General features: G+C 43.9%; 32 protein-coding genes. 30 read left to right on the forward strand and 2 right to left on the reverse strand.

Annotation, left to right across the window (positions count from 1 at the left end):
- Positions 1 to 79: 79 nt before the first annotated feature.
- The 23 genes from ACOQO5_RS12795 to ACOQO5_RS12905 all read left to right on the forward strand — a co-directional run bounded on the left by ACOQO5_RS12795 (position 80) and on the right by ACOQO5_RS12905 (position 16,311).
- Positions 80 to 1,183 carry a head maturation protease, ClpP-related gene (locus ACOQO5_RS12795; RefSeq protein WP_420582079.1) on the forward strand — a complete coding sequence of 368 codons (1,104 nt, stop codon included), beginning with the start codon at positions 80 to 82 and terminating at the stop codon, positions 1,181 to 1,183.
- Positions 1,184 to 1,212: 29 nt separating this feature from the next.
- Positions 1,213 to 2,148 (forward strand): hypothetical protein, encoded by a 936-nt coding sequence (locus ACOQO5_RS12800; protein WP_420582080.1) that lies wholly within the window; start codon positions 1,213 to 1,215, stop codon positions 2,146 to 2,148.
- A 67-nt stretch (positions 2,149 to 2,215) separates the two neighbouring features.
- On the forward strand, positions 2,216 to 2,467 hold the full coding sequence (locus ACOQO5_RS12805) for a hypothetical protein (RefSeq protein WP_420582081.1): 252 nt from the start codon (positions 2,216 to 2,218) through the stop codon (positions 2,465 to 2,467).
- A complete protein-coding gene (locus tag ACOQO5_RS12810; protein WP_420582082.1) occupies positions 2,464 to 2,817 on the forward strand; it encodes a hypothetical protein in 354 nt (117 codons plus the stop codon). Before ACOQO5_RS12805 ends, ACOQO5_RS12810 begins: the two co-directional genes overlap by 4 nt.
- Entirely contained in the window at positions 2,814 to 3,371 is a 558-nt protein-coding gene (locus ACOQO5_RS12815; RefSeq protein ID WP_420582083.1) for a CHAP domain-containing protein, read from the forward strand. The genes ACOQO5_RS12810 and ACOQO5_RS12815 overlap by 4 nt, the downstream gene beginning before the upstream one ends.
- Before the next feature lie 156 nt (positions 3,372 to 3,527).
- Complete coding sequence (locus ACOQO5_RS12820; protein WP_420582084.1) at positions 3,528 to 3,836, forward strand: hypothetical protein; 309 nt, start codon at positions 3,528 to 3,530, stop codon at positions 3,834 to 3,836.
- A gap of 11 nt (positions 3,837 to 3,847) precedes the next feature.
- Positions 3,848 to 4,495, forward strand: coding sequence for a hypothetical protein (locus ACOQO5_RS12825; protein WP_420582085.1), 648 nt, complete (start codon positions 3,848 to 3,850; stop codon positions 4,493 to 4,495).
- A 77-nt stretch (positions 4,496 to 4,572) separates the two neighbouring features.
- Positions 4,573 to 5,769: a DUF2586 family protein gene (locus tag ACOQO5_RS12830; RefSeq protein WP_420582086.1), complete on the forward strand. Its 1,197-nt coding sequence runs from the start codon at positions 4,573 to 4,575 to the stop codon at positions 5,767 to 5,769.
- Between the two features lie 17 nt (positions 5,770 to 5,786).
- The gene (locus tag ACOQO5_RS12835; protein ID WP_420582087.1) at positions 5,787 to 6,206 is read left to right on the forward strand and encodes a hypothetical protein; all 420 of its coding nucleotides are present in this window, start codon (positions 5,787 to 5,789) and stop codon (positions 6,204 to 6,206) included.
- A gap of 24 nt (positions 6,207 to 6,230) precedes the next feature.
- Positions 6,231 to 6,785, forward strand: coding sequence for a hypothetical protein (locus ACOQO5_RS12840; protein ID WP_420582088.1), 555 nt, complete (start codon positions 6,231 to 6,233; stop codon positions 6,783 to 6,785).
- 166 nt (positions 6,786 to 6,951) lie between these two features.
- Entirely contained in the window at positions 6,952 to 8,664 is a 1,713-nt protein-coding gene (locus ACOQO5_RS12845) for a tape measure protein (protein ID WP_420582089.1), read from the forward strand.
- Positions 8,664 to 9,233, forward strand: a complete 570-nt coding sequence (locus ACOQO5_RS12850; protein WP_420582090.1) for a DUF6046 domain-containing protein — start codon at positions 8,664 to 8,666, stop codon at positions 9,231 to 9,233. Before ACOQO5_RS12845 ends, ACOQO5_RS12850 begins: the two co-directional genes overlap by 1 nt.
- A complete protein-coding gene (locus tag ACOQO5_RS12855; protein WP_420582091.1) occupies positions 9,226 to 10,215 on the forward strand; it encodes a hypothetical protein in 990 nt (329 codons plus the stop codon). Before ACOQO5_RS12850 ends, ACOQO5_RS12855 begins: the two co-directional genes overlap by 8 nt.
- A complete protein-coding gene (locus ACOQO5_RS12860) occupies positions 10,212 to 10,727 on the forward strand; it encodes a hypothetical protein (RefSeq protein WP_420582092.1) in 516 nt (171 codons plus the stop codon). Before ACOQO5_RS12855 ends, ACOQO5_RS12860 begins: the two co-directional genes overlap by 4 nt.
- Complete coding sequence (locus tag ACOQO5_RS12865; RefSeq protein ID WP_420582093.1) at positions 10,727 to 11,020, forward strand: hypothetical protein; 294 nt, start codon at positions 10,727 to 10,729, stop codon at positions 11,018 to 11,020. Before ACOQO5_RS12860 ends, ACOQO5_RS12865 begins: the two co-directional genes overlap by 1 nt.
- Positions 11,017 to 11,601 carry a hypothetical protein gene (locus ACOQO5_RS12870; protein WP_420582094.1) on the forward strand — a complete coding sequence of 195 codons (585 nt, stop codon included), beginning with the start codon at positions 11,017 to 11,019 and terminating at the stop codon, positions 11,599 to 11,601. Before ACOQO5_RS12865 ends, ACOQO5_RS12870 begins: the two co-directional genes overlap by 4 nt.
- Entirely contained in the window at positions 11,601 to 12,734 is a 1,134-nt protein-coding gene (locus tag ACOQO5_RS12875; RefSeq protein WP_420582095.1) for a tail fiber domain-containing protein, read from the forward strand. Before ACOQO5_RS12870 ends, ACOQO5_RS12875 begins: the two co-directional genes overlap by 1 nt.
- Complete coding sequence (locus ACOQO5_RS12880; protein WP_420582096.1) at positions 12,731 to 12,985, forward strand: hypothetical protein; 255 nt, start codon at positions 12,731 to 12,733, stop codon at positions 12,983 to 12,985. The genes ACOQO5_RS12875 and ACOQO5_RS12880 overlap by 4 nt, the downstream gene beginning before the upstream one ends.
- Positions 12,982 to 13,290: a hypothetical protein gene (locus tag ACOQO5_RS12885; RefSeq protein WP_420582097.1), complete on the forward strand. Its 309-nt coding sequence runs from the start codon at positions 12,982 to 12,984 to the stop codon at positions 13,288 to 13,290. The genes ACOQO5_RS12880 and ACOQO5_RS12885 overlap by 4 nt, the downstream gene beginning before the upstream one ends.
- 11 nt (positions 13,291 to 13,301) lie before the next feature.
- Positions 13,302 to 14,156 carry a hypothetical protein gene (locus ACOQO5_RS12890; RefSeq protein ID WP_420582098.1) on the forward strand — a complete coding sequence of 285 codons (855 nt, stop codon included), beginning with the start codon at positions 13,302 to 13,304 and terminating at the stop codon, positions 14,154 to 14,156.
- A gap of 68 nt (positions 14,157 to 14,224) precedes the next feature.
- Positions 14,225 to 14,638, forward strand: coding sequence for a hypothetical protein (locus ACOQO5_RS12895; RefSeq protein ID WP_420582099.1), 414 nt, complete (start codon positions 14,225 to 14,227; stop codon positions 14,636 to 14,638).
- A gap of 3 nt (positions 14,639 to 14,641) precedes the next feature.
- A complete protein-coding gene (locus tag ACOQO5_RS12900; RefSeq protein ID WP_420582100.1) occupies positions 14,642 to 15,490 on the forward strand; it encodes a hypothetical protein in 849 nt (282 codons plus the stop codon).
- Positions 15,491 to 15,504: 14 nt separating this feature from the next.
- A complete protein-coding gene (locus tag ACOQO5_RS12905; protein WP_420582101.1) occupies positions 15,505 to 16,311 on the forward strand; it encodes a DNA adenine methylase in 807 nt (268 codons plus the stop codon).
- Between the two features lie 231 nt (positions 16,312 to 16,542).
- On the opposite strand, the gene ACOQO5_RS12910 is transcribed toward ACOQO5_RS12905, so the two are convergent.
- Together ACOQO5_RS12910 and ACOQO5_RS12915 are read right to left on the reverse strand one after the other, a co-directional pair.
- The gene (locus ACOQO5_RS12910) at positions 16,543 to 17,076 is read right to left on the reverse strand and encodes an NADPH-dependent FMN reductase (RefSeq protein WP_420582102.1); all 534 of its coding nucleotides are present in this window, start codon (positions 17,074 to 17,076) and stop codon (positions 16,543 to 16,545) included.
- A 49-nt stretch (positions 17,077 to 17,125) separates the two neighbouring features.
- Positions 17,126 to 17,575: a MarR family winged helix-turn-helix transcriptional regulator gene (locus ACOQO5_RS12915; RefSeq protein WP_420582103.1), complete on the reverse strand. Its 450-nt coding sequence runs from the start codon at positions 17,573 to 17,575 to the stop codon at positions 17,126 to 17,128.
- Between the two features lie 138 nt (positions 17,576 to 17,713).
- Here ACOQO5_RS12915 and ACOQO5_RS12920 point away from each other — a divergent pair, with 138 nt between their 5' ends.
- The 7 genes from ACOQO5_RS12920 (at position 17,714) to ACOQO5_RS12950 (ending at position 26,290) form a co-directional block, all read left to right on the forward strand.
- Positions 17,714 to 18,469: a TerC family protein gene (locus ACOQO5_RS12920; RefSeq protein ID WP_420582104.1), complete on the forward strand. Its 756-nt coding sequence runs from the start codon at positions 17,714 to 17,716 to the stop codon at positions 18,467 to 18,469.
- Positions 18,470 to 18,608: 139 nt separating this feature from the next.
- On the forward strand, positions 18,609 to 21,077 hold the full coding sequence (locus ACOQO5_RS12925) for an ABC transporter permease (protein WP_420582105.1): 2,469 nt from the start codon (positions 18,609 to 18,611) through the stop codon (positions 21,075 to 21,077).
- Positions 21,078 to 21,160: 83 nt separating this feature from the next.
- Positions 21,161 to 21,499, forward strand: coding sequence for a PadR family transcriptional regulator (locus ACOQO5_RS12930; RefSeq protein ID WP_420582106.1), 339 nt, complete (start codon positions 21,161 to 21,163; stop codon positions 21,497 to 21,499).
- On the forward strand, positions 21,500 to 24,109 hold the full coding sequence (locus tag ACOQO5_RS12935) for an ABC transporter permease (RefSeq protein WP_420582107.1): 2,610 nt from the start codon (positions 21,500 to 21,502) through the stop codon (positions 24,107 to 24,109).
- Positions 24,110 to 24,133: 24 nt separating this feature from the next.
- Positions 24,134 to 25,009, forward strand: a complete 876-nt coding sequence (locus tag ACOQO5_RS12940; RefSeq protein WP_420582108.1) for a LytR/AlgR family response regulator transcription factor — start codon at positions 24,134 to 24,136, stop codon at positions 25,007 to 25,009.
- An 85-nt stretch (positions 25,010 to 25,094) separates the two neighbouring features.
- On the forward strand, positions 25,095 to 25,661 hold the full coding sequence (locus tag ACOQO5_RS12945; protein ID WP_420582109.1) for a hypothetical protein: 567 nt from the start codon (positions 25,095 to 25,097) through the stop codon (positions 25,659 to 25,661).
- A gap of 296 nt (positions 25,662 to 25,957) precedes the next feature.
- Positions 25,958 to 26,290, forward strand: coding sequence for a hypothetical protein (locus ACOQO5_RS12950; protein WP_420582110.1), 333 nt, complete (start codon positions 25,958 to 25,960; stop codon positions 26,288 to 26,290).
- The last annotated feature ends 1 nt before the right edge of the window (position 26,291 follow it).

Consider the following 26,291-nt stretch of genomic DNA (forward strand, 5'->3'; position numbering starts at 1 on the left):
ATGAACTAATTGCAGCACATTGTAATTACACCTCTTGTTTTTCATTGGAAGCCGTGCAGCATGATACCAATTTTGGGACATGTTTGAATTACAAGCCAAGTCGAAAACAACCGCAGACATCAATATGTATGGATCGATCTCCGCCTGGAGCAAGGTCAATGCTGATGAATTCACCAAGGCAATCAAACAGGCCGAGGCTGAGGGTTACGAAAGTGTGAACCTTCGCATCAATAGCCCCGGCGGCAGCATCTTCGAAGGACTGGCGATGATCGCTCAAATGAAAGCCTCTTCGTTGACCATTCACGCTTATATAGATGGCATGGCCGCCAGTATGGGGTCTGCCATTGCGATCAACGCCGACAAGGTGTATATGGCGAAAGGGGCACGAATGATGATCCATCAGGGATCAGGTGGGGCTTACGGCTCTGCTGCCCAAATAAAGAACTACGCTAATCTATTAGAATCCCTCAACGAGTCTCTGGCTGAGATGTATGCCGACAAGACAGGAAAGGAAATCGACTGGATTCAATCCAACTGGATGGCCGAGGGCAAGGACTCCTGGTTCAGCCTGAAAGAAGCAAAGAAGGTGGGCTTGGTAGACGAAGAATCGGACACCAAAATAAAAGCCCCGGAAAAAGCTGAGGCCGCTTATGAGGAGATGGCCGCACACTACGATTCACAACTTCAATTTGAAAATAAGGACGAAATGAAAGATAAACTCATTGAAAAGTATGGGCTGAACGCCGATGCTACGGACGAAGAAATCATGGCCGCTATCGAGGCGGACAAAGCGACTGCCAGCGCGGGAGCTGATGATGCTCAGTTGGCAGAAGCCGAAACTCAAGAGGCATTTATCGCTATGGGCGAAAAGGCTGGATTGATCACCGCTAAGAATAAAGCATCTGTAGAAAAGATGATTACGAAAGCAGGCATCAAAGAGACTGCGGAGTTTTTGGAAGCTACTGCGGTAGAAAAGCCAAAGTCGGATGATGCACCTCGAGCTTCTGAGATAATCGAAGCTTTCAAAGCAGCGGGATTGGGAGGCAAACAGCCATCAGGTGACAAGAAGTTGGAGGACTACTCTGAGGCTGAGTTGGATGCATTGGAAGCCAAAGATCCAGAAGCATTCGAGAAGCTTTTCAATGCTTCGGAGTTGGGCAAAGTACACAACCCACAGGATTAATCAATTAGAAAGGACAATAATTTAATATCATGGCATTTAGCAACGGAGAATATATCAAGAAGTTTATCCTACCAGCACTGGTACATACACTTCAAAACTTGCAGCAAGATTTTCTTGCAGTCATCCCTAACGCACCAAAGGCTGCACTCAATAGTTCGGGGATCAATGTACATAAGGTAGGCAACCCTATCTCTGTGGATTGGGACAAAATGGACGCCTATGTGGATGGTGATCGAAAGACATTTGATGTCGAGAACAACACTATTCCTTGGCAGTATTTCAGTACTACGCCTTCCATGACTGACTCTGAAGAAATCAGAACCAGTGCATTGAACAGAGGTGGGATTCTGAAGCAGAAGCACGGTGAAGCTATCGTGGTAAGCTGGGTTGAAAAGAACATCCATGCGCTGGCACCGGATGATGATACTGATCCACAGTTCAACCCGGTATTCGAAACTACTGGCCCAGATCGCGGAGACGGGTCTGGCACCAGAAGAATGCTTTTGACTGATGTCATTAAGGCTATGCTTCCATACCAAAAAATGAATTTGACGAAGATGGGTGAGCTCTACATGATCTTGTCTCCAGAACACTTGAATGACTTGTGCTTGGACGCATTAGGCCAGCAAGCTTTCAGAGACATCTTCATCAAGACCATGAGCGGAGAGCCGGTACCTCACCACGGATGGAAGTTCTTCATCAACAACGCTTCTGTGAAGTATGCGGTGGATGGCACGAAGAAAGCCATTGGAGCGGCTGCTGTCGGTACAGACAGAGTAGCAAGTACCATCTTCTACGCACCACATGCGATCAAAGCGATCTACAATGTGAAGCAGCACTATACATCCATGGAGGAAGATACTCGCAACAACCCTCCAATTGATGAGCTGAGATTCACTGGTAACGCTACAGTGGGCAAGTTGTACGAGATCGGTTTCGGGGCAATCAAAGACGGTAACGTCTAAAGACCTATTTAGTAAGTTTTGGGTTGCCGGGAGGTAATAGCCCCGGTTTCCCAACTGCTATAATACCATGAGCCGAGAGGAAACCATAGATCTACAAAAACTGACCACCAAGGAGTTGCTAATCCAAATGATGGGACGGGTGGACGAAATGAGTAGAGATATTGAAGGCATTAAAAGAGCCGAAGAAAAGAAAACGGAGCAGCAAACCGATCTACGAATTGAGTTTGCCAAGCTTCAAACGAAAGTAAGGGTTTGGGGAGCTGCCTCAGGAATCATAGCTGCCCTGATCATAGAACTGATAATCGCATTTTTGAAATGAACTGGACTAAAATCATCAAACAATACAACGAATGGCTGACAATACCCATCGCTTTGGTGCTGTTCTTTGTGGCTCCTGGACTCTATCGGTTGATAGACCCTACAGCTGGTGCCTTTGATGCAGGTGTGTTTCATGTCAATTTCTATGCTATTGCTACGCTGTTTTTATACAGTGGGGTTTCTTGGTTTCTATTGAAACTCAAGTTTCCCGTACTGAAGAAATTTTTGGATGACGACGCAGAGGATCTGCTGAGTGCTGGAGATCCCCGCCACAAATGGGGAGTCATACTGGCGTTTGCGATTTATCTGTCCTTCATCTTTTGTTTAATCTTAATTTCAAATCAATCATGAAGAATCTATTACTGACCATCCTTATGGTCTTTTCGATTGCAAAGGGATTCGCTGTCCTACCGGACACCTACTGCGTGAAGCAGGGATACACCCAAGACATAGGCGTCCGTGAGGCGACTGGCCAAAACGATGGCATTGAAGTAGAAAAATACTTAGCCACCACTGGCCTTGGTAAGGGCTTTGCCTGGTGCGCCGCTTTTGTGAACTATCACCTGACATCCTGTGGTGTAGAAACGCCCAAAAGCCCGGCTTGGTCGCCCAGCTGGTTTACAGCGAATGTCATCTATCACAAAGGAGAATTAACCTATAGGGACTACGGATATAAACGGCCTCGCAGTGGAGATGTATTTGGGATCTATTTCAAGAGTAAACAGCGAATCGCTCATGTCGGATTTGTAGATCAGTGGCCCACCCGGAATAGGTATCTGGTGACTGTAGAAGGCAATACGAATAAGGCTGGCAGTAGAGAAGGTGATGGCGTATATCGCAAATACCGACTCAAATCGCAGGTACATAAGATATCAAGATGGACGGGAAGCTCAGGTATTTCCTGACCGTTCTGGTTTGCCTCTTTGGTTTCATCTTCTTCAGTAAGCTGCAGGAGATGGAATACCAGAAGGCTCTGCAAAACAAAGACCTGGAGCTGGAGCTCATGCGCACTACTCTGATTCCACTATATGATCAGATAGACAGCATTCAAACGCTAAGGAATGAAAACGATACTGCCACTTATGATCTTACTGCTGATAGCCTGGAACGCTTGTTCACAAAGCGATTCGGTCACTATCTCGACAGCAGTAGCCAACGAGATCCACCGTGAACTGGCAGACTGTGACCTGGCTAAGATGCAGCTAGGGATCTACCAACTGACCGATAGTACCCGAAGGCAAGAAGTAAAAGTCTTAGAGGAGAAAATCAACCTATACCAAAAAAACGAAAAGAAGCAGAGAGCCTTCTTCCGCAGGAAAGAATTCTGGGGAGCTGTGGGATTCGCTGCCGGAATATTTATCGCTAAATAAACACCAAAACAATGGCAGATATTAAGAAAAACTCATTGCCCTATTTTGAAGCCTACCCACAAGAAGATGGTTTCCACATGACAACAGATGGTCAATTTTTCCCATCAAAAAGGAAAAGTGATGCGCACGCACATGAAAAAACTTTGAAAGAAGGTAAAGGTAAAGTGCAGTTCATCGAGCGAAAGGAAGTGGCGAAGGAGCTAGAAGCAAGAACCGAAGAAGGTAAAAAAGCAGCGAAGGCGGCTGAAGAAGCGGCAGCAAAGAAGAAATCTGATGAGGCAACCGCAGCTCAAAAAGCTAAAGACGAAGCTGAAGCTAAGAAAAAATCTGAAGCAGCAGCGAAAAAGGCGAAAGAGGAAGCGGCAGCAAAGAAGAAAGCTGATGAGGCAACCGCAGCTCAAAAAGCTAAAGACGAAGCTGAAGCTAAGAAAAAATCTGAAGCAGCAGCGAAAAAGGCGAAAGAGGAAGCGGCAGCAAAGAAGAAAGCTGATGAGGCAGCCGCAGCTCAAAAAGCTAAAGACGAAGCTGAAGCTAAGAAAAAATCTGAAGCAGCAGCGAAAAAGGCGAAAGAGGAAGCGGCAGCAAAGAAGAAAGCTGATGAGGCAGCCGCAGCTCAAAAAGCCAAGGAAGAAGCTGAAGCAGCCAAGAAAACCGAATAAGGATCTGATTAATCTTCAGATCCTTAGCCTGTAAGAAGGGCATTTGAACGAACTAAGAAGACCATTAAAACAGAACTATGGGACGACCAGGAGTAAATATTGAAATCGAAAACGGCGCACTTGGACTTGTTGCTGGTACAGACGACGGAGTAGCCGGACTAATCCTTTCAGGTGTAGCTGTAGGTGGCCAGATTGGTTTATCCGATCCTAAGCAGATATTCAGCACGGATGAAGCGAAAGCCTTGGGCTTGGATGCTGCCTATGATACCGCCAACAGCACGAACGTGTGGAAGAACATCAAGGACTTCTATGCGCAGGCGGGAGAAGGTGCGGCCCTGTGGGTGATGCTCTATGACCCCACCACGCTGATGGCATCCGTGGCCGACAAAGCCAATGACCTAGCCACTAAGCTCTTAGATGCAGCGGATGGCAAGATTAGACTTGTTGCCCTGGGGAGAGTGCCAGACGGTGGATACGTACCAACTTATGACGATGAAGTAGATGACGATGTGACTGCTGCTATTTTAAAGCTACATGAAACCGCCGAGGAGTACGCTTCGCAGTTTAAGCCGTTCAGAGCCATTATAGATGGCCGAGACTATCAGGGGACTATTGGAGATCTGATAGATCTAACTGGAAATACCAACAACAGGGTGCAAGTGGCGATCAGTACCGACGTAGCAGGCAGCAAGAATGCCGCTATCGGTTTATTGCTTGGTCGATATGCTGCTAACCCTGTACAAAGAAACCCGGGACGTGTGAAGGATGGAGATGTGGGTGTCACTGCTTCTTACCTAACAGATGGAACAACCACCATCGAATCGATGAGTAGCGGAGAACAGGATCAGCTCCATGACAAGGGCTTCGTGTTCTTGCGCAGATGGCAAGGTCGTAATGGCTACTACTTCAATGATGACCCAATGGCCTGTCCTGCATCAGACGACTACTCCAGCTTCGCAAGAGGCCGTGTGATCGACAAGGCACTGACCATCACCTACGACACGTATGTGAATGAGATCCTGGACGACCTCGATGTAGATGATGATGGGTTTATGGCTCCGGTGGTAGCCAAAGACTACCAGGCTAAGATTCAAAACGCCCTTGATCTGAACATGACGGCCAATGGCGAAGTAAGCGCCATCACGGCGACTGTAGATCCTAAGCAGAACGTACTGAGCACCAACAAGGTGAAGGTCAGTCTGAAAATCAGACCGAAATTCTACAGCAAAACTATAGAAGTGACGCTCGGATTTGAGAATCCGGCTTTAGCATAAACTAAACACTACCGACTATGATGAATAGTGAAGAATACGGCTGGAATGATAGCCATGTGATGGTACTAGGCCGTCCGATCTTGCAGATCCTCGGAATCAAGTATTCTGAAGAGCAGGAGAAAAAGAACATTTACGGTAAAGGCAAGAAGCCTCGCAAGCGTGGCCGTGGTCGGGTTACCTTTCCTCCAGGAGAGCTAAAGGTCAGCTCCAGCGAGCTTTGGGCGTTCATGCAGTCGCATGGCAATGGCAAGTCGATCTTGTCGATCAAGCCTTTTGACATCGTTCACGCTTTCGCCCCAGAAGAAGGCGGTGTAGTGAGCACCAACATACTCAAGTATGTGGAATTCACAGGCGTAGGCATCGACCTAAGCGAAGGTGCGCCCGACGTGGAAGTGACCCTGCCATTCCTGCCGGGAGACATCGAGTGGAATGTGTAAAACTTAAAAACTAAATAGAACCTAATGTCCAAAATTACTAAAGAACAAATCGCTGAGTGGAAGGAAAAGTACACCGACATCTACCAGCTGGAAGCAGACGGCAAGGTGGGATACATCTTTGATCCTACGTCGAAATTGTCAGTGATGAAGATGATCGCGTCCAACTTCAGCAAGGGCAGCAAATCAGTGGTGACTGAGTCAATATTGAATAATTGCTGGCTAGGTGGTGACGAAGAGCTGAAGACCAGCGACGAGTGTCGCAATGGACTGGACTCTCAGATTGACGAACTGATCAATATGCCGGAATTTGAAATTATCAACAATTCGGATCATGCAGTCATTCAGGTGGAAAATACGGTACTAAAAGTGAAGTATGCCGAGCGTGCAGACTTGAAGTATGCCGAGCATAAGAACCGCCAAAACAAACCGTTTGACACCGCGATTCACTTGCTAGACAGGCTGTGTACTACGGTTGCGGATCTGAAGGCAATTAAAGAAACACCCCGCTTATACTTTGGCTATTTGATGGCGATCAATGAAGTGAAGCGAGAGAAGTATGTTGGCATAAAAAAGCTTTAGCCGAGGCGACGATCTCAGATCAGACCTCGGTCATCGTACTAGCCGATGCGCTCATTCAGTATCACACAGGCAAAGACCCTGACAGCCTCAGTGATGATGAATGGGCGACAACTTTCAAAGGCCTCGAATGGGCCAGAGACCAAGAACATAAGAAATCGCAAGGAGAATGAAGATCTACGAATATTTGGTAAAGCTAAACGATCAGGCCAGCAACAAGCTGGATAAGATCCGTAGGGCCAGCGGCCAGGCTGATACCAAAGTGAGTGGACTCACCCGAACCTTTTCTGGACTCAAGACAGCCATTGCCGGACTAGCTCTTGGAGCGGCTTTTTACTCCGCTGGATCTGCGGCATTTGACTTAGGAGTAAATATGGAACAGACGAGAGTCAGCTTTACTACATTTCTGAAGGATGCGGACAAAGCCAATGATACCATTGCCAAGCTGAATGAATTTAGCAATGTCACGCCGTTCGACAATGACTCGGTCATCCGGGCGGGCAAGTCCCTCCTGGCATTTGGCACTACCGCCAAAGAACTACCGGATACCCTTCGAAAAATAGGAGACATCTCAGCAGGCACAGGCAAAGACTTCAACGAGCTGGCCACCATCTACGGTAAGGCCAGAATTGCAGGTACACTTTACGCAGAAGACATCAACCAGCTGGTAGAGGCAGGTATCCCTATCATGGGCGAATTTGCCAAAGCCCTGGGTACTACCGAAGACCAGGTGAAGAAGATGGCATCAGAAGGAAAGCTCAAATTTTCAGATCTGGAGCAAGCCTTTACTAATCTGACAGGCGAAGGCGGTCTTTTCTTCGATCTGATGGCGAAGCAATCTGAAACTGTAGGCGGTAAGATCTCCACCTTCCAGGGCAAGATGCAAGGAATAGGAATTGGTATCGGTGAAGCTTTCAATCCGTTGATAGGGAAAGTATTTAGCAAGCTGATTGCTCTGATCGATCAAAATAAAGAGCAGGTCATTGCCTGGGCAAAAGGTGCGGCTCAATCCCTGGAATCCTTCGCGAATGGTCTGATGGATGTTTGGCACTGGATGAATGAGAATAGAGCGGTACTAGAAGTTATTGGCTATGTAGCAGGAGTAGTATTTGCCGGATTCGTCGGGTACAAGGCTGTGCTAATTGCTACGGCTATACAAACCACCATCTTAACGACTAAACAGTGGTTGTTAAATGCGGCACTCACGGCTAATCCAGTTGGATTGGTGGTAGGTGCTATTACTGCCTTGGTGGCTATTGTCGGCGTAGCCATATACAAATACGATCAATGGGGAGCGAGTTTGTTGTTTATGATGGGGCCACTAGGCACTATCGTCAATTTGGTAATGAGCTTCAAACGTCATTGGGATAGTATTAAATCGGCCTTTACAGATGGAGGAATCGTAGCGGGATTGAAGCGTATTGGTCTGGTTATGCTGGATTCACTATTGATGCCCTTGCAGCAGTTGCTAGAGCTGGCATCTAAACTACCGGGCAAGCTCGGAGAGATCGCCAATACTGGCGCCAAAGGAATTGAGAACCTACGAAGCAGATTGAACCTGATCACCCCAGAAGGTGGAAAATCTAAAATCACAGTTGCACCTGATGGTAGTTTATCTACCGAGTTAGGATCTGCATTGGCTGACGATCAAGATTCGTCAAGTCAAGGAGTTGGTTCAGATCTGAAGTCAGGCATCGACACCATAAACGGCGGTGGCACGAAGCATACCAATATCAATGTAACTGTAGAAAATCTGAAAGCTGCTGAAACTATCCAGGTATCAGCAGTTGGTGGTGATATTGATACGGATGAAATTGAAGAAAAAGTACAAGAGGTGGTATTAAGGACACTCAACGCCGCCAATGAAATGACTACGCAATAATGGCTGAATTTGATTTATATGATGTAACGCGAAAGGTAGGGCATGTAGCTCCGCCTTATCCTGCTTTGGGTGTTGGCAAAGGGGCCAACCAGGCAGGCACGATCATCAAGACAGTCAAAGGTGCTTTCAACTTCAACAACGAATTTAACGGAGAGGATTTTTTTCCGGTGAAAATAGCAGGCTGGCAGATCCCTGATGAACCTATTATATCAATTGTAGGGAGTAATCATATCGTAGAAACTCCGCTCAACAGAGGCCAACAGGTAGCCAATGTACTAGAGCAGATCAATCTGAATAACTACAAGGTGAAGATTATAGGCGTCTTGTATGGATCGTCTGATGATGAGTACCCTTCAGATCTGGTAGGCAAGCTCCGGACGATCTGTGAAGGCAAAGGTAGCCACGATATAGAATGTCCGATGACGGATCTATTCAGCATCAAGAAAATTGCTATCAAGAGATTCTCTATACCAGGTGCGGAAGCCAGCCCGAATGAACAGCCATTTATGATTGAGGCCATCAGTGATACCACTGTACCTCTGGAATTGATCAACGAAGAAAATGAATAAACTAATTATCATACTCATGTTCGTACTACAAGCAGAAATCACCATCGGTAGTCATGTGTTCACGCAGGTGAATGACGTGCAGATCCATGAAAGCCGTCACACGATAGGAGATACTGCTGTAGTGAAGTTGCCCAGATTATTGACGCAGCTGAATAAGGAGATACAAGTTGGTGCAGAAGCCACGATTAAGCTCGGCTATGAGGACGTGTATTTTGAAACTGAGTTTGTGGGATACGTGTCAAAGATCAGTCCGAATTTTCCCTATACCGTCGAACTGGAGGACACCAACTTTCACGCCAAGCGAACCAACCTTCTGAAAGCATTTAAAGCTACCACGCTCAAAGAGGTAGTCGATTACATTGTATCAGAGATCTCCACGCAGACAGGTGCATCAGTGAATGTCGCAAATGAAGTGCCGGAGGTAGAGTTTGAAAAATTCAGGCTTAACAACGTGAGTGCGACCGAAGCCTTCGCCAAGCTGAAAAAGGAATACGGGCTGTCGATCTACTTCAGAGGTTCAGATCTGTATGTGGGTCTGCCCTTCGGTGACACGCAATCGGCTGGAATCACAGTGAATTATAGCACCTCATGGAATATCATCAAGAGTAATCTAAAGTTTGTCTCGGAAGATGACAAGAAAATCAAAATCAAGGCTATTTCTATACTGAAGGACAATAGCAAACTGGAAGTGGAAGTAGGTGATTCCAATGGAGAGCAGCGCACGCTACACTATTACAAGATATCGAACAAGGCTAAACTGGAAGAGCTGGCCAAGGCTCAGCTTGACGAACTGAAATACACAGGATTTGAAGGAGGATTCAAAACCTTCCTCATCCCAGCTGCCCATCATGGAATGGTGGCCAATATCAAAGATCCCGACTTCGACGAAGGCCGGGCGGGTAATTATCTGATCGATAGTGTGACTACGTCTTTCGGCCAGCAAGGCGCAAGGAGAAACATTGAACTGGGGATACTGCTATGAATCAGAAGGTACGAGACATAGCGCAGGCCTTGAGCAAGCAGCGGATGAAGCTGATGCCCACTTTCACCGCCACCGTGAAGGAAGTGGATGAAGCGACTATGACCTGTGTGGTAGAGCCACCAGGACAAGCGGAAATTGACGAGGTCAGACTGAAAGCCGGAATAGATGAGGTCACAGACGGTATCGTGGAGTTCCCGACAGTTGGGAGCACGGTGCTCTGTGGCATCATAGGCCAAGACGAAGACATCTGCTTTGTGATCAAGTGCAGTGTCGTGGATAAGATTGTGATGAATGGAGGCAGCCTGAAAGGGCTGATCATTCACGACGAGCTGGTAGCACAGCTGACGAAGATGACAGCCCGAATAGACGGCATCATCGATGCTATTGGTGACGGCGTTCCGGCACCTCAAGATGGTGGATCAGCTTTGCAGGCTACAATTGTAGCTGGTTTGGCTGCTTTGAATGATGTAGAAGATTTTTCGAATATCGAGAACGATAAAGTAAAACACTGATGCCAAAGGACTACGCACGTACGGAGACTTTAGACCTGGCGATTGAAAATGGTGATTTCAAAACTACTGAAAGCACCTATCAGCACCAGGAGGACTTGCTACTCACTGATTTGGGAGGGTTGCGAATGTTTCCATACATGGGCGTGGGAATATCAGGCTTTGTGAATGATGACGACTTTGGTGATTTGGGCGGTCGGACTAGAGAGACCTTTGAGCTGGATGGCCAGATAGTTGAAGAACTGACGGTGTTTGAAGACGCCACAATTAAAACCAACGCAAGGTATCCGGAATGAGATCGATCACGGTAAATAACGGCCAAAATTTGCTTGACATAGCCCTACAGGAATATGGCAGCATAGAAGGTATCATCCAGCTGGCCAGGGACAATGGCCTGCGTGTGGATGACTACCTGGAAACTGGATCTACTTTGCTCATTGATGACACGAAAGTAGTCAATGCCAAGGTACTCAAGTATCTGGCAGATAAGGATACAACGATCAATAGCTGGTCAACTCCGATACTCAGACCTCCGGTACTAACCCTGGTCGAAGTGACTACCTCAACTGTGGAGCTGTCGGCAGTCTCTACTAGTGAGATCACAGGCGAAGGCTTTGAGTGGGAAATCAGCACTACGAGTGATTTTGAAAATATACTGGACACGATCCAGACATTAGAAGACACGCCTTCTTGCACTTTTGAGGAGCTGGCCGATGGTCAGCCCCTCTGGGCAAGAGCAAGACACTACTCTGGGCAGATCAAATCTGAACCGAGTAATGTAATTGAAACTGCAACGATCAATATCGTGCAGGTGCTTGTCAGCTTAGGAAAGCTGCTGGTAAATAGTGATGGTAAAATATTAGCAAATAGACTGTAATGGAAGAATTAGAATTTTTGACCGCCCTTGAGTATGTAGAAAACCCTACTCCCGCCTACACTCGAAATATGCACGTCTCGAACGAAGCCACTGGTGAGCTTGAAAGGTTGACTATACTCGAATTCTTCGATAACGTGGGAATAGGCATCAACGCCTCTAAGGTAGAGCTGAAGCGCCAAGCCTCACTCACCAGAGCTGCCAGTGACGTAGCTGGTGAGTGTGCATTGACTTTTGATTCAGATCCTACACAGGCTTTTGGTTTCCGTCAGGATGACACGAATAAGGATCTGATCCTAGACAGACGTTTGGGCGGTATGTGGTACGAGACCTTCAGCATCGACCACATCTCTGGAGATTTTGATTTTAAAGGCAATGATCTGAATGAGGTGGACACCATCGCCTCTACAGGAGTATTCGCACTAGATGCCACTACGGGTCTTGACTTCAGGGTGAATGGAACATTGGAAATGTCTATTGAGCCTGGGCTGGTAGAGGTGCAGAATGATTTGGAGGTTATTGGCACTTCAAATTTGACAGGAAAAACACTAATGCCTTACAGTTCAGGAATTAAGGGGAACGATACCGGTGATGATAACACTGCTTATTCTGCTTTTTACGAATCCGACGGTACAACTGAACAAGGCTATGTTGGATTTGCAAGCACCGCTAATTCTCATATATCACTCTATAATCGTACTCTTAATGGGAACCTGTTATTAGGAACAAACAGCACGGCTAGGGTAATAATTAACAGCTTAGGTGCTGTAACGGTCAATAATTTAGGCACAGGCACACTCTACTCCAACTCCGGCACCCTCACCAACACCAATCCATCCGACGAAAGGCTGAAAAACATCTATGGAGATTATGAGCGAGGACTAGAAGATCTATTGAAGTTCAATGCAATTTCTTACAAATATGAATGGGATGAAGAAGGTAATCCGATTCGCTCTGGATACCGAGCCAATGAGGTACAGCAATTTGCTCCTGAGCTAGTTGGTACTTTCATGCATAAACAAGCCGACGGCAAGGAGGTAGAGCGATTGGGTTTTGTGGATGTCGTTCCTAATCCAATGGTTGTGAATTCCATCAAAGAAATAAACGACAGATTAACTGCACTAGAAGCCGCATGATCTACCAATACCTATATCGAATCACACCCTACTGGCTGGTCCATGCCATAGTGGCCTTTCTTATCTGTTGGGTAAGCGGGGAATGGTATTTAGGCGGCCTGCTGTATGCAGTGCGTGAGTTCACGCAGTACGAAGCAAAAAACGACTTTGATTGGTCACGATTCAAATCGAAATCCAAGAACAAAGAAAATTTCGACTGGAAGGGCTTTGCCGCTCCGGTCATTGTATCACTCATAATCTTACTAATATGAACATCGATTTTTCAAAACAACTACTAGACACCGAAGGAGAACCAGCGATCTATACCGACACCCAGCAGCCGATCGTAGCAAAAGACATCCTCCGTAGAGGATTATTGGCTTCTTTTTCTAAATCGGAAGGAGATATAGATAAGTACTTTGATTGGGCGATGGAGTTGAAGGACTCCGGAGTACTGAAGCTAGACAAAGCTGATCAAAACAAACTGAAACAGTTTATAACTGGAATGGAAATCACTATTCTGAACAAAGCCCAACTCAGAAACCTGATTGATTCCGCTAAGGAAGACAAAGACTAACGCATAGACCCATGAGCAGACTATCAGAAATACTAGCTGAAAATTCGGACGCCGCCAAAAACAGGATCGGCGAAATTCATACCTTCATCACAGATGAGGTGGATGATAATGCGCAGCTGGATTTTGATAGTAGCTCTAAAACATCAGAATGGAACCTATGGATAGAGCTGATGTCTTTCATCAGCTATATCCAAGAGACGCTCTGGGGTGAGGCTAAAGCGGAGCTGACTCAAATCAAAGAGGAAGGTATCGCTGCCAATAAGTACTTCTTCGCCAGGGAGTGGTCTAAGTTTCAGTTTGGAGATGATCTGCTGGTAAATGACAACACTGGTAAATACTACTACGAAGTAGTAGATCCGGACAAGCAAATCATCAAACGCCTGGCGATCATCCAAGGAACTAATAGCTGGATACTCAAAGTGGCTACTGAAGACAATGATGGAAAGCCAATTGCACTAACCCCTGAGCAATTGAGTGCCTTCAATCTGTATGTAGATCGCACGCAACCGCCTGGGCCAGCCGTTACTGTCCTCAGCCTGAATAGCGACAAACTGGACGCTAGATTCACTGTGTATTACAATCCACTGGAGCCGCTAGAGGACTTGAAGCCATTAGTGGAAGCTGCATATCTCGACTATCTGGCTGAGATCGACATCAATGGCGATAGTGTGTACTACATCTCCAAACACGTGGATGCACTGCAAGTTGTACCTAATGTGAAAGACGTAGTGACTGATAGCGTACAAGCGAAAAAGGATGAAGATGTATATGCTAATGTGGATCGGAAGTACGAGCCGTTTAGTGGTTACCTGGAATTAGATCCGGCATTGTCTTTTGATGACCTGATAACCTATGTTGCTGAATGAGTTTGGTGAGCTACGATATCGACTTTCAGAAGCTGGTGACACAGTATGTCCGCCCCCACCTACGAAAGATGGTAAGGCTACAGTGGTTGGCCAGTCTTTTCGTTCATATTAAGACCATTCACACGGCGTTTATATCGCATTTTAAAACCATTAAAGAGGAGATGAAATGGGATGGTCGTACGATACTCCTGGAGCGATACCTACAGCTGAAGTTGGGCATCCCAGAGTTGAGGATATTCAATAATGATTTTGAAAATACCACTACTTTAGGCTATCCATGCCCGGACAATAACAATCCTATAGGCTATCAGGCGAGCAGCCAGATAGGGATAGTAGGATACACCGCTTACGCTAATAATGTAGTACAAGCTGGATTTTCGATTATTATACCTAGTGGACTGACCTACGATGAAGACCAACTGAAAGCTGAAGTGAATAGATACCTAATTGGGGGATCTGATTTTGAAATTATAGAAACATAGACTATGGATAATGTAGATTTTAGCAATATAAACCTTGGAATGACCCTGTCGCCTGACTATCCAAATCAGGTACAAAAAGGTACCGATCAGAAACTGGCCGCTATAATGAAGGCACTGACTAATGAGAGTACGGATATTGTCATTATCCATGGCTGTGAGTTTATTATTGATGGCGATGACTATGCCATGACTGCCGGAGCGGCCTACTACAACGGTCAGGTGTACACGGTACAAGCTTTTAATCAAGCGACCGCCCCAGGAGGTCAAGTGCCAGTATTTGTAGAAGAGAAAGTCTATGACCGTAAGGCCTGGTATGGTGATAATCTACTGAGAGATACTTTCTACTCCAACACACTGAAGTTGCAGTTTGGGGCGTCAGATAGCGGTATTGCTGATTATGATGAGGTGGTGCAGTTTTCGGACAAACTTGGAGAAATGGCTAATGTGGTAAGTCAGTTTAATGCCATTATTGATGGGGCCCCTGCGGCTTTAGATACATTGAATGAGCTGGCCGCTGCATTGGGTGATGATCCGAATTACGCAGCAACAATAGCAACTCAATTGGCTGAAAGGCCACTGAAGCACACAACTATAAACATTCCAAGTTGGAATATGAGCCTTGCGCCCATTATAACAATAGCCACAGGCTTATCTTCAGCCAGCATAGTTTATGCCGTGGCTGGAGTTAGAGATGATGCGAATTCATACACGTATTACGGGCATAGAGATCTAACAGTATCAAAAAACGGTACTGACATTGTTTTAGCAAGAGCCACCGGAGGCACATTCACTGGTGCAGATTTTGACGGTACAGGTTTCAATAGAGGACAATTAATTGTCTGGCACACATAAATAGTTAACATAAAATGACGACGACACAAATTAAGACCCCCATCAGTTACTACGGGGGCAAGCAGTCTATGGTCAAAACCATACTGCCACTCATTCCGGATCACCGGATCTATGTAGAACCTTTCTTCGGAGGAGGTGCTATCTTTTGGGCAAAAGAGCCGAGTACTACCGAGGTAGTTAATGATGTAAATATGAACATCGTGAACTTCTACGAGGTGCTGAAACATGGCTATTTTGATCTCAAAAAGAAAGTGGAAGCCACACTGCACAGTCGCGAGACATACAAGAAAGCAATGGTAATCTATGATTGTCCCTGGCTGTTTGCAGACGACCCGGTTGTCAGAGCATGGGCTTTCTATGTAGTTACCAATCAAGGATTCGGTTGCAAGATTGGCACCTGGGGCTATGATCGCCACAAGCGCACCCACAGCATTCAAAACAAAATTGATCGATTTAACGAGGAGTTATCACAGCGTTTAAAGTACGTTACAATAGAAGAAAATGCAGCCCACAAGGTTATTTCAAGCCGCGATCACGAAGATACTTTCGTGTATGCAGACCCTCCATATATTGACAGCAATCAAGGCCATTATGGCGGGTATTCTGAGAAGGATTTCAGAAGGGATCTGGATGCACTAGCAGCAATGAAGGGAAAATTCCTTCTAAGCAGCTATCCGTCGACTGTGCTGGACGAATACATTAAAGCTAATGGTTGGCACACAATTCATGTAGATAAGCTCTTAGCGGCAGGAAATGGTCGTGTAATGAAGCAGCGTAAGCGCAAGGTGGAGGTATTAACGGCGAACTACGAGATAAAGTAGCCCAGACGCCGTCGCACTTCAAAGTATAAAAACACTAAGGAGTAGATCATCCTAATAAGATGATCCCGTCTGGGCAAAGCCTTGACTTCCTTAGTGTTGTGAAATACATAAAATGCGACGGTGTAAAGCTACTTATTTAATTTTTTTGTCTAGTATTGATGTGGGAATTATTGCACATTCCGTTTTGCGGATTTGCACATTTTGAATTGCCGATTATATATGTTATGATGATTATAATTTATTCTCCAATTGCAGGGTGGCTTCTTTTAACCTGCCCTTTTCCTCTTCATTTGTCACAACCCCTTGTGCAGTATCAAATGAATCTGTAAACGAACCAAGACTAAATGTGGCCGCCACATCGCCAGCAAAGTACTTCATCTTATTATTTAGATCTTCCAAACTACCTGCGGCTCCTCGCTTGCCATTAGAGGTACTCAACAACAAGACAGGTTTTCCTCCCAGAAATTTTGCCTCCACTCTAGAAGCCCAGTCAATCGTATTCTTCAAAAATGCTGTCAAACTACCATTGTGTTCGGGAGTACCTATAATATAGGCATCAGCTCCCGCCAGTTTAGCCACCAAGTTTTTTATGGGTTGTGGAATACCTTCCTTTTCTATATCTGCACTATATATAGGTGCGTCAAAATCTCTCAAATCCAGATACTCTACTTCATTGTACGCTACCAGTGAACCTGCATATTTAACTAATTGCATGTTGATCGATGTGGAGCTATTGCTTCCTGCAAATGCTATGATCTTTTTCATTTTGTTCGTATTTCCGTTTGTTGTAATTACATATTTATGAGCAAAAAAATTATCCTCGCATTTTATCCAGAAGGTTACTCAACTGTTCGGACTCCTCTATTGACAATGCATTATTAGTTCGACTCAACTTTTCCATTTCCGGATCTAACTGCGACAAAAATTCTATTCCTTTATCGCTAATTTTCAAGTTGATCATTCTCCGGTTCTTAGGGTTTACATCTCGCTCGACCAGTTCCATATTTACCAGTTTGTCCAGTAGTCTGGTGAGGTCCCCTCGCTTATTGATCAAAACTTCTTTGATCTCACTGGGACATATCGTGAGTGGATGTCTGCCTCTTAGAATTCTCAATAGATTATAATGCTGCTCATTGATATTGTAAGGCTTTAGCACCACATCGGCCCGGTCTCTGAGCCAATTGCCAGTGAACACTACATTGATAATGGCCTTCTCTCTTGAATTCTTAAATGACGATTGCTTAATTTCTTCTTCGAATCTCATATTGCGACTATTAACGGAGTTACGTTATTTGTAGTTACAAATAACGTAATATTATTTCATTAAAGAAATTTTGCTCCGCCATTCATGATTAGTTCAGCGAGATGATTATTATTGAGCACTTAATTCAACCAACATACTATGGAAGCTCTACTTACTCCAGAATCACTTATTGCCTTATTGACACTTACATTCTTAGAAATAGTTTTAGGGGTAGACAATATCATATTCATATCAATTGTATCCAACAAACTCCCTAAGGATCAACAAGCCAAAGCAAGAAATATCGGTTTGATGTGTGCACTGGTATTCAGAATTGGTCTTTTATTTGGGATTACTTGGATAATTAGTTTCTCCGAACCACTCTTTACTGTATTAGGGCATGCCTTTAGCGGAAGGGATCTGATTCTAGCAGGCGGTGGACTTTTTCTCATTGCAAAAAGTACTGTTGAGATTGGTCATAAAATGGAGGTGATGGAAGAGCATGACTTGGTGACCAAAACCAGTGCCACCCTAGCAGGAACGATTGCTCAGATTATCATGCTTGACATTATTTTCTCCTTTGATTCCATTTTGACTGCTGTAGGACTGACAAGTCAGCTTACCATTATGATCATAGCGGTCATCATAGCTATGTTTATCATGATGGCTTTTGCCGGTAAAATCAGTACGTTTATTTCTAAACACCCTTCTTTAGAAGTACTCGCCTTATCCTTTTTGATTCTCATTGGTTTTATGTTGACTGTTGAAGCCATGGGACATCACGTACCCAAAGGGTATATTTATTTCGCCGTTTTCTTTTCATTGATTGTTGAGATGCTCAACATCAGAATCAGAAAAGGCAAACAGAAAGTTCAATTGAATAAAAGAAGTTCTGCAAAGGCAAGCAAGGGCTAAATTTTGCCATCTGTGAACACTTTATTGTCCGCAATTGTACATATTTTCAAACAGAAAAAAATCGTATGCCTCTATATTTCAACTAGTTAAGTAACTGGCACAGAATTAGTCCATCCCATTTCGACTTATACTTGAAATTATGCTAAAACATTATTTACGACAGTTCTTCAGGAACCTGAAGCGCAATCAACTATTCTCACTCATCAATATTCTCGGCTTATCTGCTGGGATTTGTACCTCCATGCTTATCTATCTCTATGTGAATTATCATACCAGCTTTGATAATTTTCATGAAAATGGAGATAATATATACCGAGTCAATCAAACCTTTATTTGGAGTGACCAGGTAGACGAACAATTCGGCTCGACCGGACCAGGCGTGGTATTCTCCATGTGCGACGAGCTCCCTGAAATTAAACGTGGTACCCGACTGTATCAGCTAGGGTATCTAGTGACTTCGGAAGATGAACTTGGACAAAAAACGTCCTTTCTTGAGCCTGAGGTGATCGCTGTAGATTCTAATTTCTTCGATATGTTCTCATTTGAACTTGTCAGAGGAAACCAAGAAGACATCCTCACCAACCCTAAGAACATTCTGCTGACAGAATCGATGGCTAGCAAGTATTTTGGTGAGCGAGACGCCATGGGTAAATTATTGAAGCTAGAATATGGAGACAGAGAATGGACCCATCAGGTGGCCGGCATCATAGCTGATCCTCCAAATAATTCTTCAGTCGAATTTGACATGCTCCTACCCATGAATGCGATCGGTAGAGTAAAAAAACAAAACTGGTCATGGCTCTGGACTGGATTTGTCACTTACATTGAATTGCATCCTGAAGCAGATGTGGAGCTGGTTCGCGAGAAAATGCAGCCAATCCCAAGAAAATATGCGGGCCTCACCTTAGAGCGCCTCATGAATACGACCTTTGATGACTATGTGAATAGCGGTAAAAAGTGGGAGATATTCCTCCAGCCGTTATCAGATATTCACCTGAATATCAATGTATTCAATAGAATTTCTACACCTGTAAACATCAGTACGGTATATGCCTATGGACTAGCTGCAGGTTTTATTATATTATTGTCCTGTATCAATTTCACTAACCTCACCACTACTCAGCATTTAAAAAGAGCAAAGTATACAGGTATCAAAAAACTGCTTGGTTCATCCAGATGGCAATTGAGTTTAGGCTACGTATCTGAATCCTTTATTTATTGTATGATCTCAGCCATTATAGGCATGACATTGTTATGGTATGTCATTCCATATTTTGGTGAGCTGACCGAAACTCCGCTGAACATCAACAGTGTTGGAAATCCGAAAGTTTTGGGATTGTTATTTGGTCTTATTGCATTTATGAGCTTGATCGCGGGTGGCTATCCTGCACTTTTCCTCAGTGCATTCAAACCTATAGATGCGATGAAAGGAAAAGTAAAAACAGGAAAAGAAAGCGCACCCTTGCGAAATGGTTTAGTGATTGTCCAGTTTGCTGTTTCTGTTATTTTGATTTCGTCTACGCTGATTGCCTTTGAACAATTGTCTTATACACACCAAAAAGATGTAGGGTTCAAAAAAGAAAACCTGGCAGCCATCGAACATTTGGAATGGATGGATGAAACCACAAGGGAAAGTTTCATCAACGAGTTAAGTCAAATTCCAGGCATTCAAACAACCTCCTTGTGTACTTCGGTTCCACCAAACCACTGGGCAGGAGATCAGTTTGAGCCTATAGATGCTCCCACACAAACCCTACCCATGGATTATTCCCTCGCTGATGACAAGTACTTAGAAACACTAGGCGTGGAATTACTATTTGGAAGAAATTTTTCAGACGATTTCGCTGAAGACAGTCGATCCATCATCATCAGCGAACAAGCGGCTCGCACTATCGGGTGGGATCTTGACGAAAGTATTCTTGGTAAGAAAATTACATACAACCATGGTAATATGGTTTTCAAAGTCATTGGTGTAATAAAAGACTTTCACTACCGAGGACTAAGAGGCACCATGGATGCCTATGCTTTATTCTCACATGAGTCAGAAATGCACGATAGCGGCCGAGTAAATGCCTTGTTTTCTCTTAAAACAGAATCTACCGTACAAGTTCAAGAAGCACTTACTGCCATCGAATCCAAATGGAGAAAATTTGTAGGTGACCGCCCTTACGTCTACTCTTTTGTAGATGAAAATTTTGCAGCGAGTTTTCAGGCCGAGCAAAACTTCCTCAGTGTGTTGTCTTTATTCTCTACCCTAGCCATCCTTATTGCCAGCTTAGGACTGCTTGGCATTATCATCTATGCCATCGAGCAGCGCACCAAAGAGATCGGCATACGAAAAATCGTAGGCGCTAACGTTTGGCAAATTGCTGTTTTGCTGTCCAAACAACACGCCCGCTTGATTATGATAGCCATTGTACTAAGCATTCCCGCTACACTCTGGATGATGCAACAATGGCTTGAGGATTTTAGATACCGTATAGAAATTTCCCCATTCGTTTTTGTAATCTCTGGATTGACCATTCTTGGATTGACTTTGGCCATATCCGGTTTCCATTCTGTAAAAGCAGGCTTCTCTAATCCCGTGGATGCGATTAAGGATGAATAAAGTATTCTAACTATTTCAATACTACAATTAGGAATTTACCCATTCGTTGTATATTATTGCAATACTACAATTAGGAAATAACTATGGGTAAGTTTCAATTAGGCGAATTTGAAGAAATCGTCATGCTTACCGTAGGCGTACTCTATGGAGAAGCCTACGGTGTATCTATAAAAAAGGAAATCGAAGCCAGATTGCAAAGAACTGTAAGTGTTGGTGCTTTACAGTCTGCATTGAACAGGCTGGAGACCAAAGGTTATCTGCAATCTGAAGAAGGCGGGTCGACCAGCGAACGAGGTGGGAGACCTAAAAGGTTTTTCAAAATAACCGCTCAGGGCAAAAGAGCCATTGAAGACACTAAAGAGATGAGGAATCAATTGTACAATGCGATTCCCAATGTGGCTTTGGATGTAAAATTTGCATAGATGACTCCCTTCAGGTTTTCTCAACGTCTCTTTCGATGGTTTTGCGACCCTAAGCTACACCCGTCTATTGAAGGTGATTTGCTCGAGTTATTCGAAGAGCAGGCCAAGACAAAAGGACAGCAAAAAGCCAAGTGGCAGTTTTTATGGGAAGTAGTAAAACTTTTCAGGCCAGGCATAATCAAATCATTTACTGGAAATCAAAGATTAAATCAACTCGGAATGATCAAGAATTATTTTAAGATAGGATGGCGCAATGTCATGAACCAAAAGCAATTTTCTGGCATCAACATCATTGGTCTTACCATAGGTATTTCGGCCTGCCTACTGATCCTGTGCTATGTCTACAATGAATTGTCGTACGATAAGTATCATTCCAACCTTGATAACATGTATCGGGTGCTTCATTTTTACGGAGATTCAGAAACTCCCGCAGCAGAAGATTATCAAGTCTGGGGATCTGCTCCGGCAGGACCAGCCATGTTGGGTGAATTTCCGGAAGTTAAAAGCTTCTGTCGTTTCACAAGTCCTTCCATCCTCCTTCTGGAAAATGAACAGAAGAAATTCCAAGAAGACAACCTCTTGTTTGCCGACTCTTCGACTTTTCAACTGTTCAGCTGGCGCTTGCTGGTTGGAAATCCTATGACCGCGCTTGTAGAACCCAACAGCATAGTATTGACCCAATCCATGGCGGTGAAATATTTTGGTACGGTAGATATTATTGGAGAAACGCTGGTAGCTGATCATGAGGAACCCTTGAAAATAACCGGAGTCATGGAAGATGTACCTCCCCAATCGCAAATGACATTTGATGGGCTGATCTCTATGACATCTTTCTATAACTGGCGTCCGGGTATTTTTAGCAATTGGGGATATGTAGACTTCTACACTTATCTATTGTTGAATGAAAATGCTTCAATAGCCTCCCTTAGAGCGAAAAACAATCTCATTTACGAAAAAATGAGTGAAATAGAAAAACACTTGCTGGATTACGAACCGATGAAGGGAGCGTACCTCCATTCAGTAGCTGCTCGCCAACCAGGAGACATAGGTAGCATATCCAATGTTTACATGCTCAGCTTCATTGGCCTTTTTATATTGATCATAGCTTGCGTTAATTTTATTAACCTGGCGACGGCTCGGTCTGTTGAAAGAGCCAAGGAAGTAGGTGTTAGAAAAACATTGGGTGCACTGAGGCATGATCTGACGTTTCAATTCCTTACAGAATCTATGCTTATCGCCATATTCTCTTCCTTACTGGCTGTTGGAATTGTAGCACTCATTGTACCGTATTTTCATTACCTGGTTGGGAAGCCTATAGCCTTTGAAGGATTATTGACTACCCAATATGTTACTATATATGCAGGCATCACGCTACTTATTGGCCTACTAGCTGGTCTATATCCTGCATGGGTACTTTCAGGGTTTAGCCCATCTCAAGTATTAAAAGGAAAGTTTAAGTCTACACGAAGTGGCACACAACTCAGACGCAGTTTAGTTGTCTTTCAATTCTGTTTGGCCATCATTCTAGTAATAGCCACGACAGTGGTATATCACCAACTTAAGTATATGCAAAACAAAGACATGGGATTCACCCAGGATCAAATGGTCGTTGTAGATTTTGGTTGGGACAATGTCGTTCAAGATCGAATCAATCTCTTAAAACATGAATACCTGTCTCATCCCGATGTAGTTTCTGTTTCTGCATCACGAGCAGTGCCCGGCGATTTTTTTCCTAATGCTGGCACTGGAATTGAAAACCCCTTTGGAGAAATTAAGTACCATGCACCTGCTATTTTTGAAATAGATGCAGATTTTGTACCCAATTTCGATATTAAAATGGCTGCTGGAAGGTCCTTTTCAAGGGATTTCGTTAATGACTCCATCGAATCTCTTATGATCAATGAAGCGGCCTTGTCACTTTATGGATACAATAGTGCTAAAGAAATTATAGGCAAGAAATTTTCACAATGGGGAAGAAAAGGTAAAATCATTGGCGTAGTAAAGGACTTCAACTATAAATCTCTTCATGCTAAGGTCGAACCATTATCCTTAAGATTTGGACAAAACAGAGACCTGAGGAGAATTGCGATCAGAGTAAACTCTAACAGAATGCAGGAAACCATAGCTGAACTTCAACTCATCTGGGACAATCTGGTACCACAAAGACCATTCAACTTTGTGTTCCTGGATCAATCCTTCAACCAACATTACAAATCTGATGTTCGATTCGGGAGACTTTTCGGTGTATTTGCGCTTATCGCCATATTTATTGCTTGCCTAGGTCTTTTCGGCTTGACAGTTTACGCTACAGAACAACGTGCAAAAGAAATTGGCATTAGAAAGGTATTAGGAGCTTCTATTCCTCGGATTATGAGCCTGATCAGCAAAGAATTCTTAGCGTTGGTGTTGGTTGCAGCCATTGTTGCCATTCCTATTTCATGGTATGGTATGCATTTATGGCTTGAAGGATTTGCACATCGGGTTACGCTCACTCTAGCTATGTTTGCTATTTCGGTTCTGTCCGTTGGGATGATCGCCATATCCACTATAGGATGGCAGATATTTGCTACAGCGCGTCGTAATCCGGTTGATGTAATTAAGGATGAATAAAAATTAATCCATTAAATTGATCATATGAAAAGGCAAAGCCAATTGATCAATTTTATACAATTTATGCACTTGAAATATCAAGGGTTTGTACTGTATGCATTTGCTATGGTGCTCTTTCTTGTTCTTTTTGAGTCAGCACAGCAGTACTATTTCATATTGCAATTTGAATTGGCTCCGACAGACCAGTTTTCTATCATTGATCTTGCCATGGCCCATGCCTATCGCTGGATGATTTGGCTTTCAATCATGCTGGTTTATTGTGGAGCCATTATTTATACCGGGCAGTCTGGTAGAGTATTCAACCTGTCCAAAGCCTGGCCCGCTGTTTCGCATCTGGCTATCCTCATTGTAATTAATGTACTCGTTATTTCGATCATTCAACTTGTACTTAATAACCGAGCGCTGACCTTCGATAATATTTGGGACAATTGTGTGTTTTTCTTCTATCAAAAAACACCTATCTACACGCTTGCACATGTAGCCATTTTGGGCTTATTTCATTTGGTCAATGTCAATCAAAACCTGGCCATTGAAATCTTTGATCTCAAAAACAAAATAAAGAAAGGAAATACTCAGGCCCTCTCCATCAAAATTGGAAACAAGAGTAAAATTATACCTCTTTCAGATATCCTTTGGATAGAGGCCTATGACTATTGCGTGAAAATTCATACCGTAAGCCAACACACCTATGCGATGCGAAATTCACTGAAGGCCCTTGAGAAAAAACTACAAGACAATCATTTCCTCAGAGTTCATAGAAAGGCCATTGTCAATATGAATAAAGTCTCAGAGGTAAGTTACAATTCTACCTCATTTTTGACGCTTGAAAATCAAATCAAGATTGACATCGCTCAAAGTCGCCTAAGAGATATAAAGAGCTTCCTGCAATCTGCTGGATAGTTTACTGCAAAACCTCCAGTGCTCCCTGCACAAGTCTAGGGGTATTCAAGAGTTGTGTAGATATTGATCCAAAAAACAAATTACTATGAAAACTCAAATTATCAGCATGCTGTTCGCATGCATCAGCTTCACAGGTTTTGCTCAATATGAATATGCGCCAAGCAAGAAGTATCCTTATGGGCGACCTAATCCAGAGGCTCCAGAGCAAATTAAAGATTATGAACCTATGATGGGTACCTGCAAATGTAAATCCTATAGAAAAGGAATAGATGGAGAATGGGGAGAGGCCGTAGATATGACCTGGACCTTCCAATACATTTTGAATGGTTTAGGCGTACAAGACTATACGCTCAAAGCAGATGGGGCACACTCGGGTAGTATTCGCCAATATGATGTAGACAGCGCCAGATGGAATGTACATTATTACAGCTCTCCGGCACCAGGTGTTGCTCCTCTGTCACATTGGACGGGCAATCTGGAAGGCGATAAAATTATACTCTACAGACCACAAAAATCTCCTCAGGGATTCGACGGTTATTCGCGACTCACCTTCTATGATTTTAGTGACAAAGGGTACAAATGGAAAGGTGAATGGATAGATGAAGGCAATACCATTGTTTTTCCTTTTTGGAAAATAGAATGCAAACGATGACAAAAAAATAAGCTGAAAGAGTGATTGATCCCTAGGGTCAATAACTCTTCAGCCCATCATTCTACAAGTGAAATAAGCAGGTTGAACCAAGATCCTGTGCTTTTCAGATGGGCGTTGCACATATTGGTTCGCTTCATCATAATTAATTTTCCCAATCTGAATTTCTCCGAAAATAAGTAAATGAAAGATTGATTGCAAATAACGTTTTAATGCCTGTACGGTCGTAAGAAGTGTCACTGGTGATATAACCAGTTTTTTTGTATATTGTTTATTGTGTAAAGTCTACATACATCAATATGCAGATTCCATCCATTGAAATTAAAAATCCAATTGTCAAACAATTGGGCTATGCCTTGCTTTTTGGTACTCTTTCGGCACTATTTGGGTCAGTGAGGCTACTCTTGCCAGGGATAGAAGGTGCCGGAAGTGATTTTCGGGAGATTCCCCTTCTTATAAGCTTATTCTACCTAAAGCACCCCATGTATATCATTCTTGTTTCGATGATTACGTCCACGGTGACACCACCAAATGCCATGATAAACACATTTGTCATGCACGCCGTTGCTTTGCTCATTGGCTTCTACGTTTATAGAAAATTAAATCTTACAACTACAATCATTATGCGCTAGG

This window comes from Reichenbachiella sp. (assembly GCF_965223055.1).
In the GTDB taxonomy this organism is placed as follows: domain Bacteria; phylum Bacteroidota; class Bacteroidia; order Cytophagales; family Cyclobacteriaceae; genus Reichenbachiella.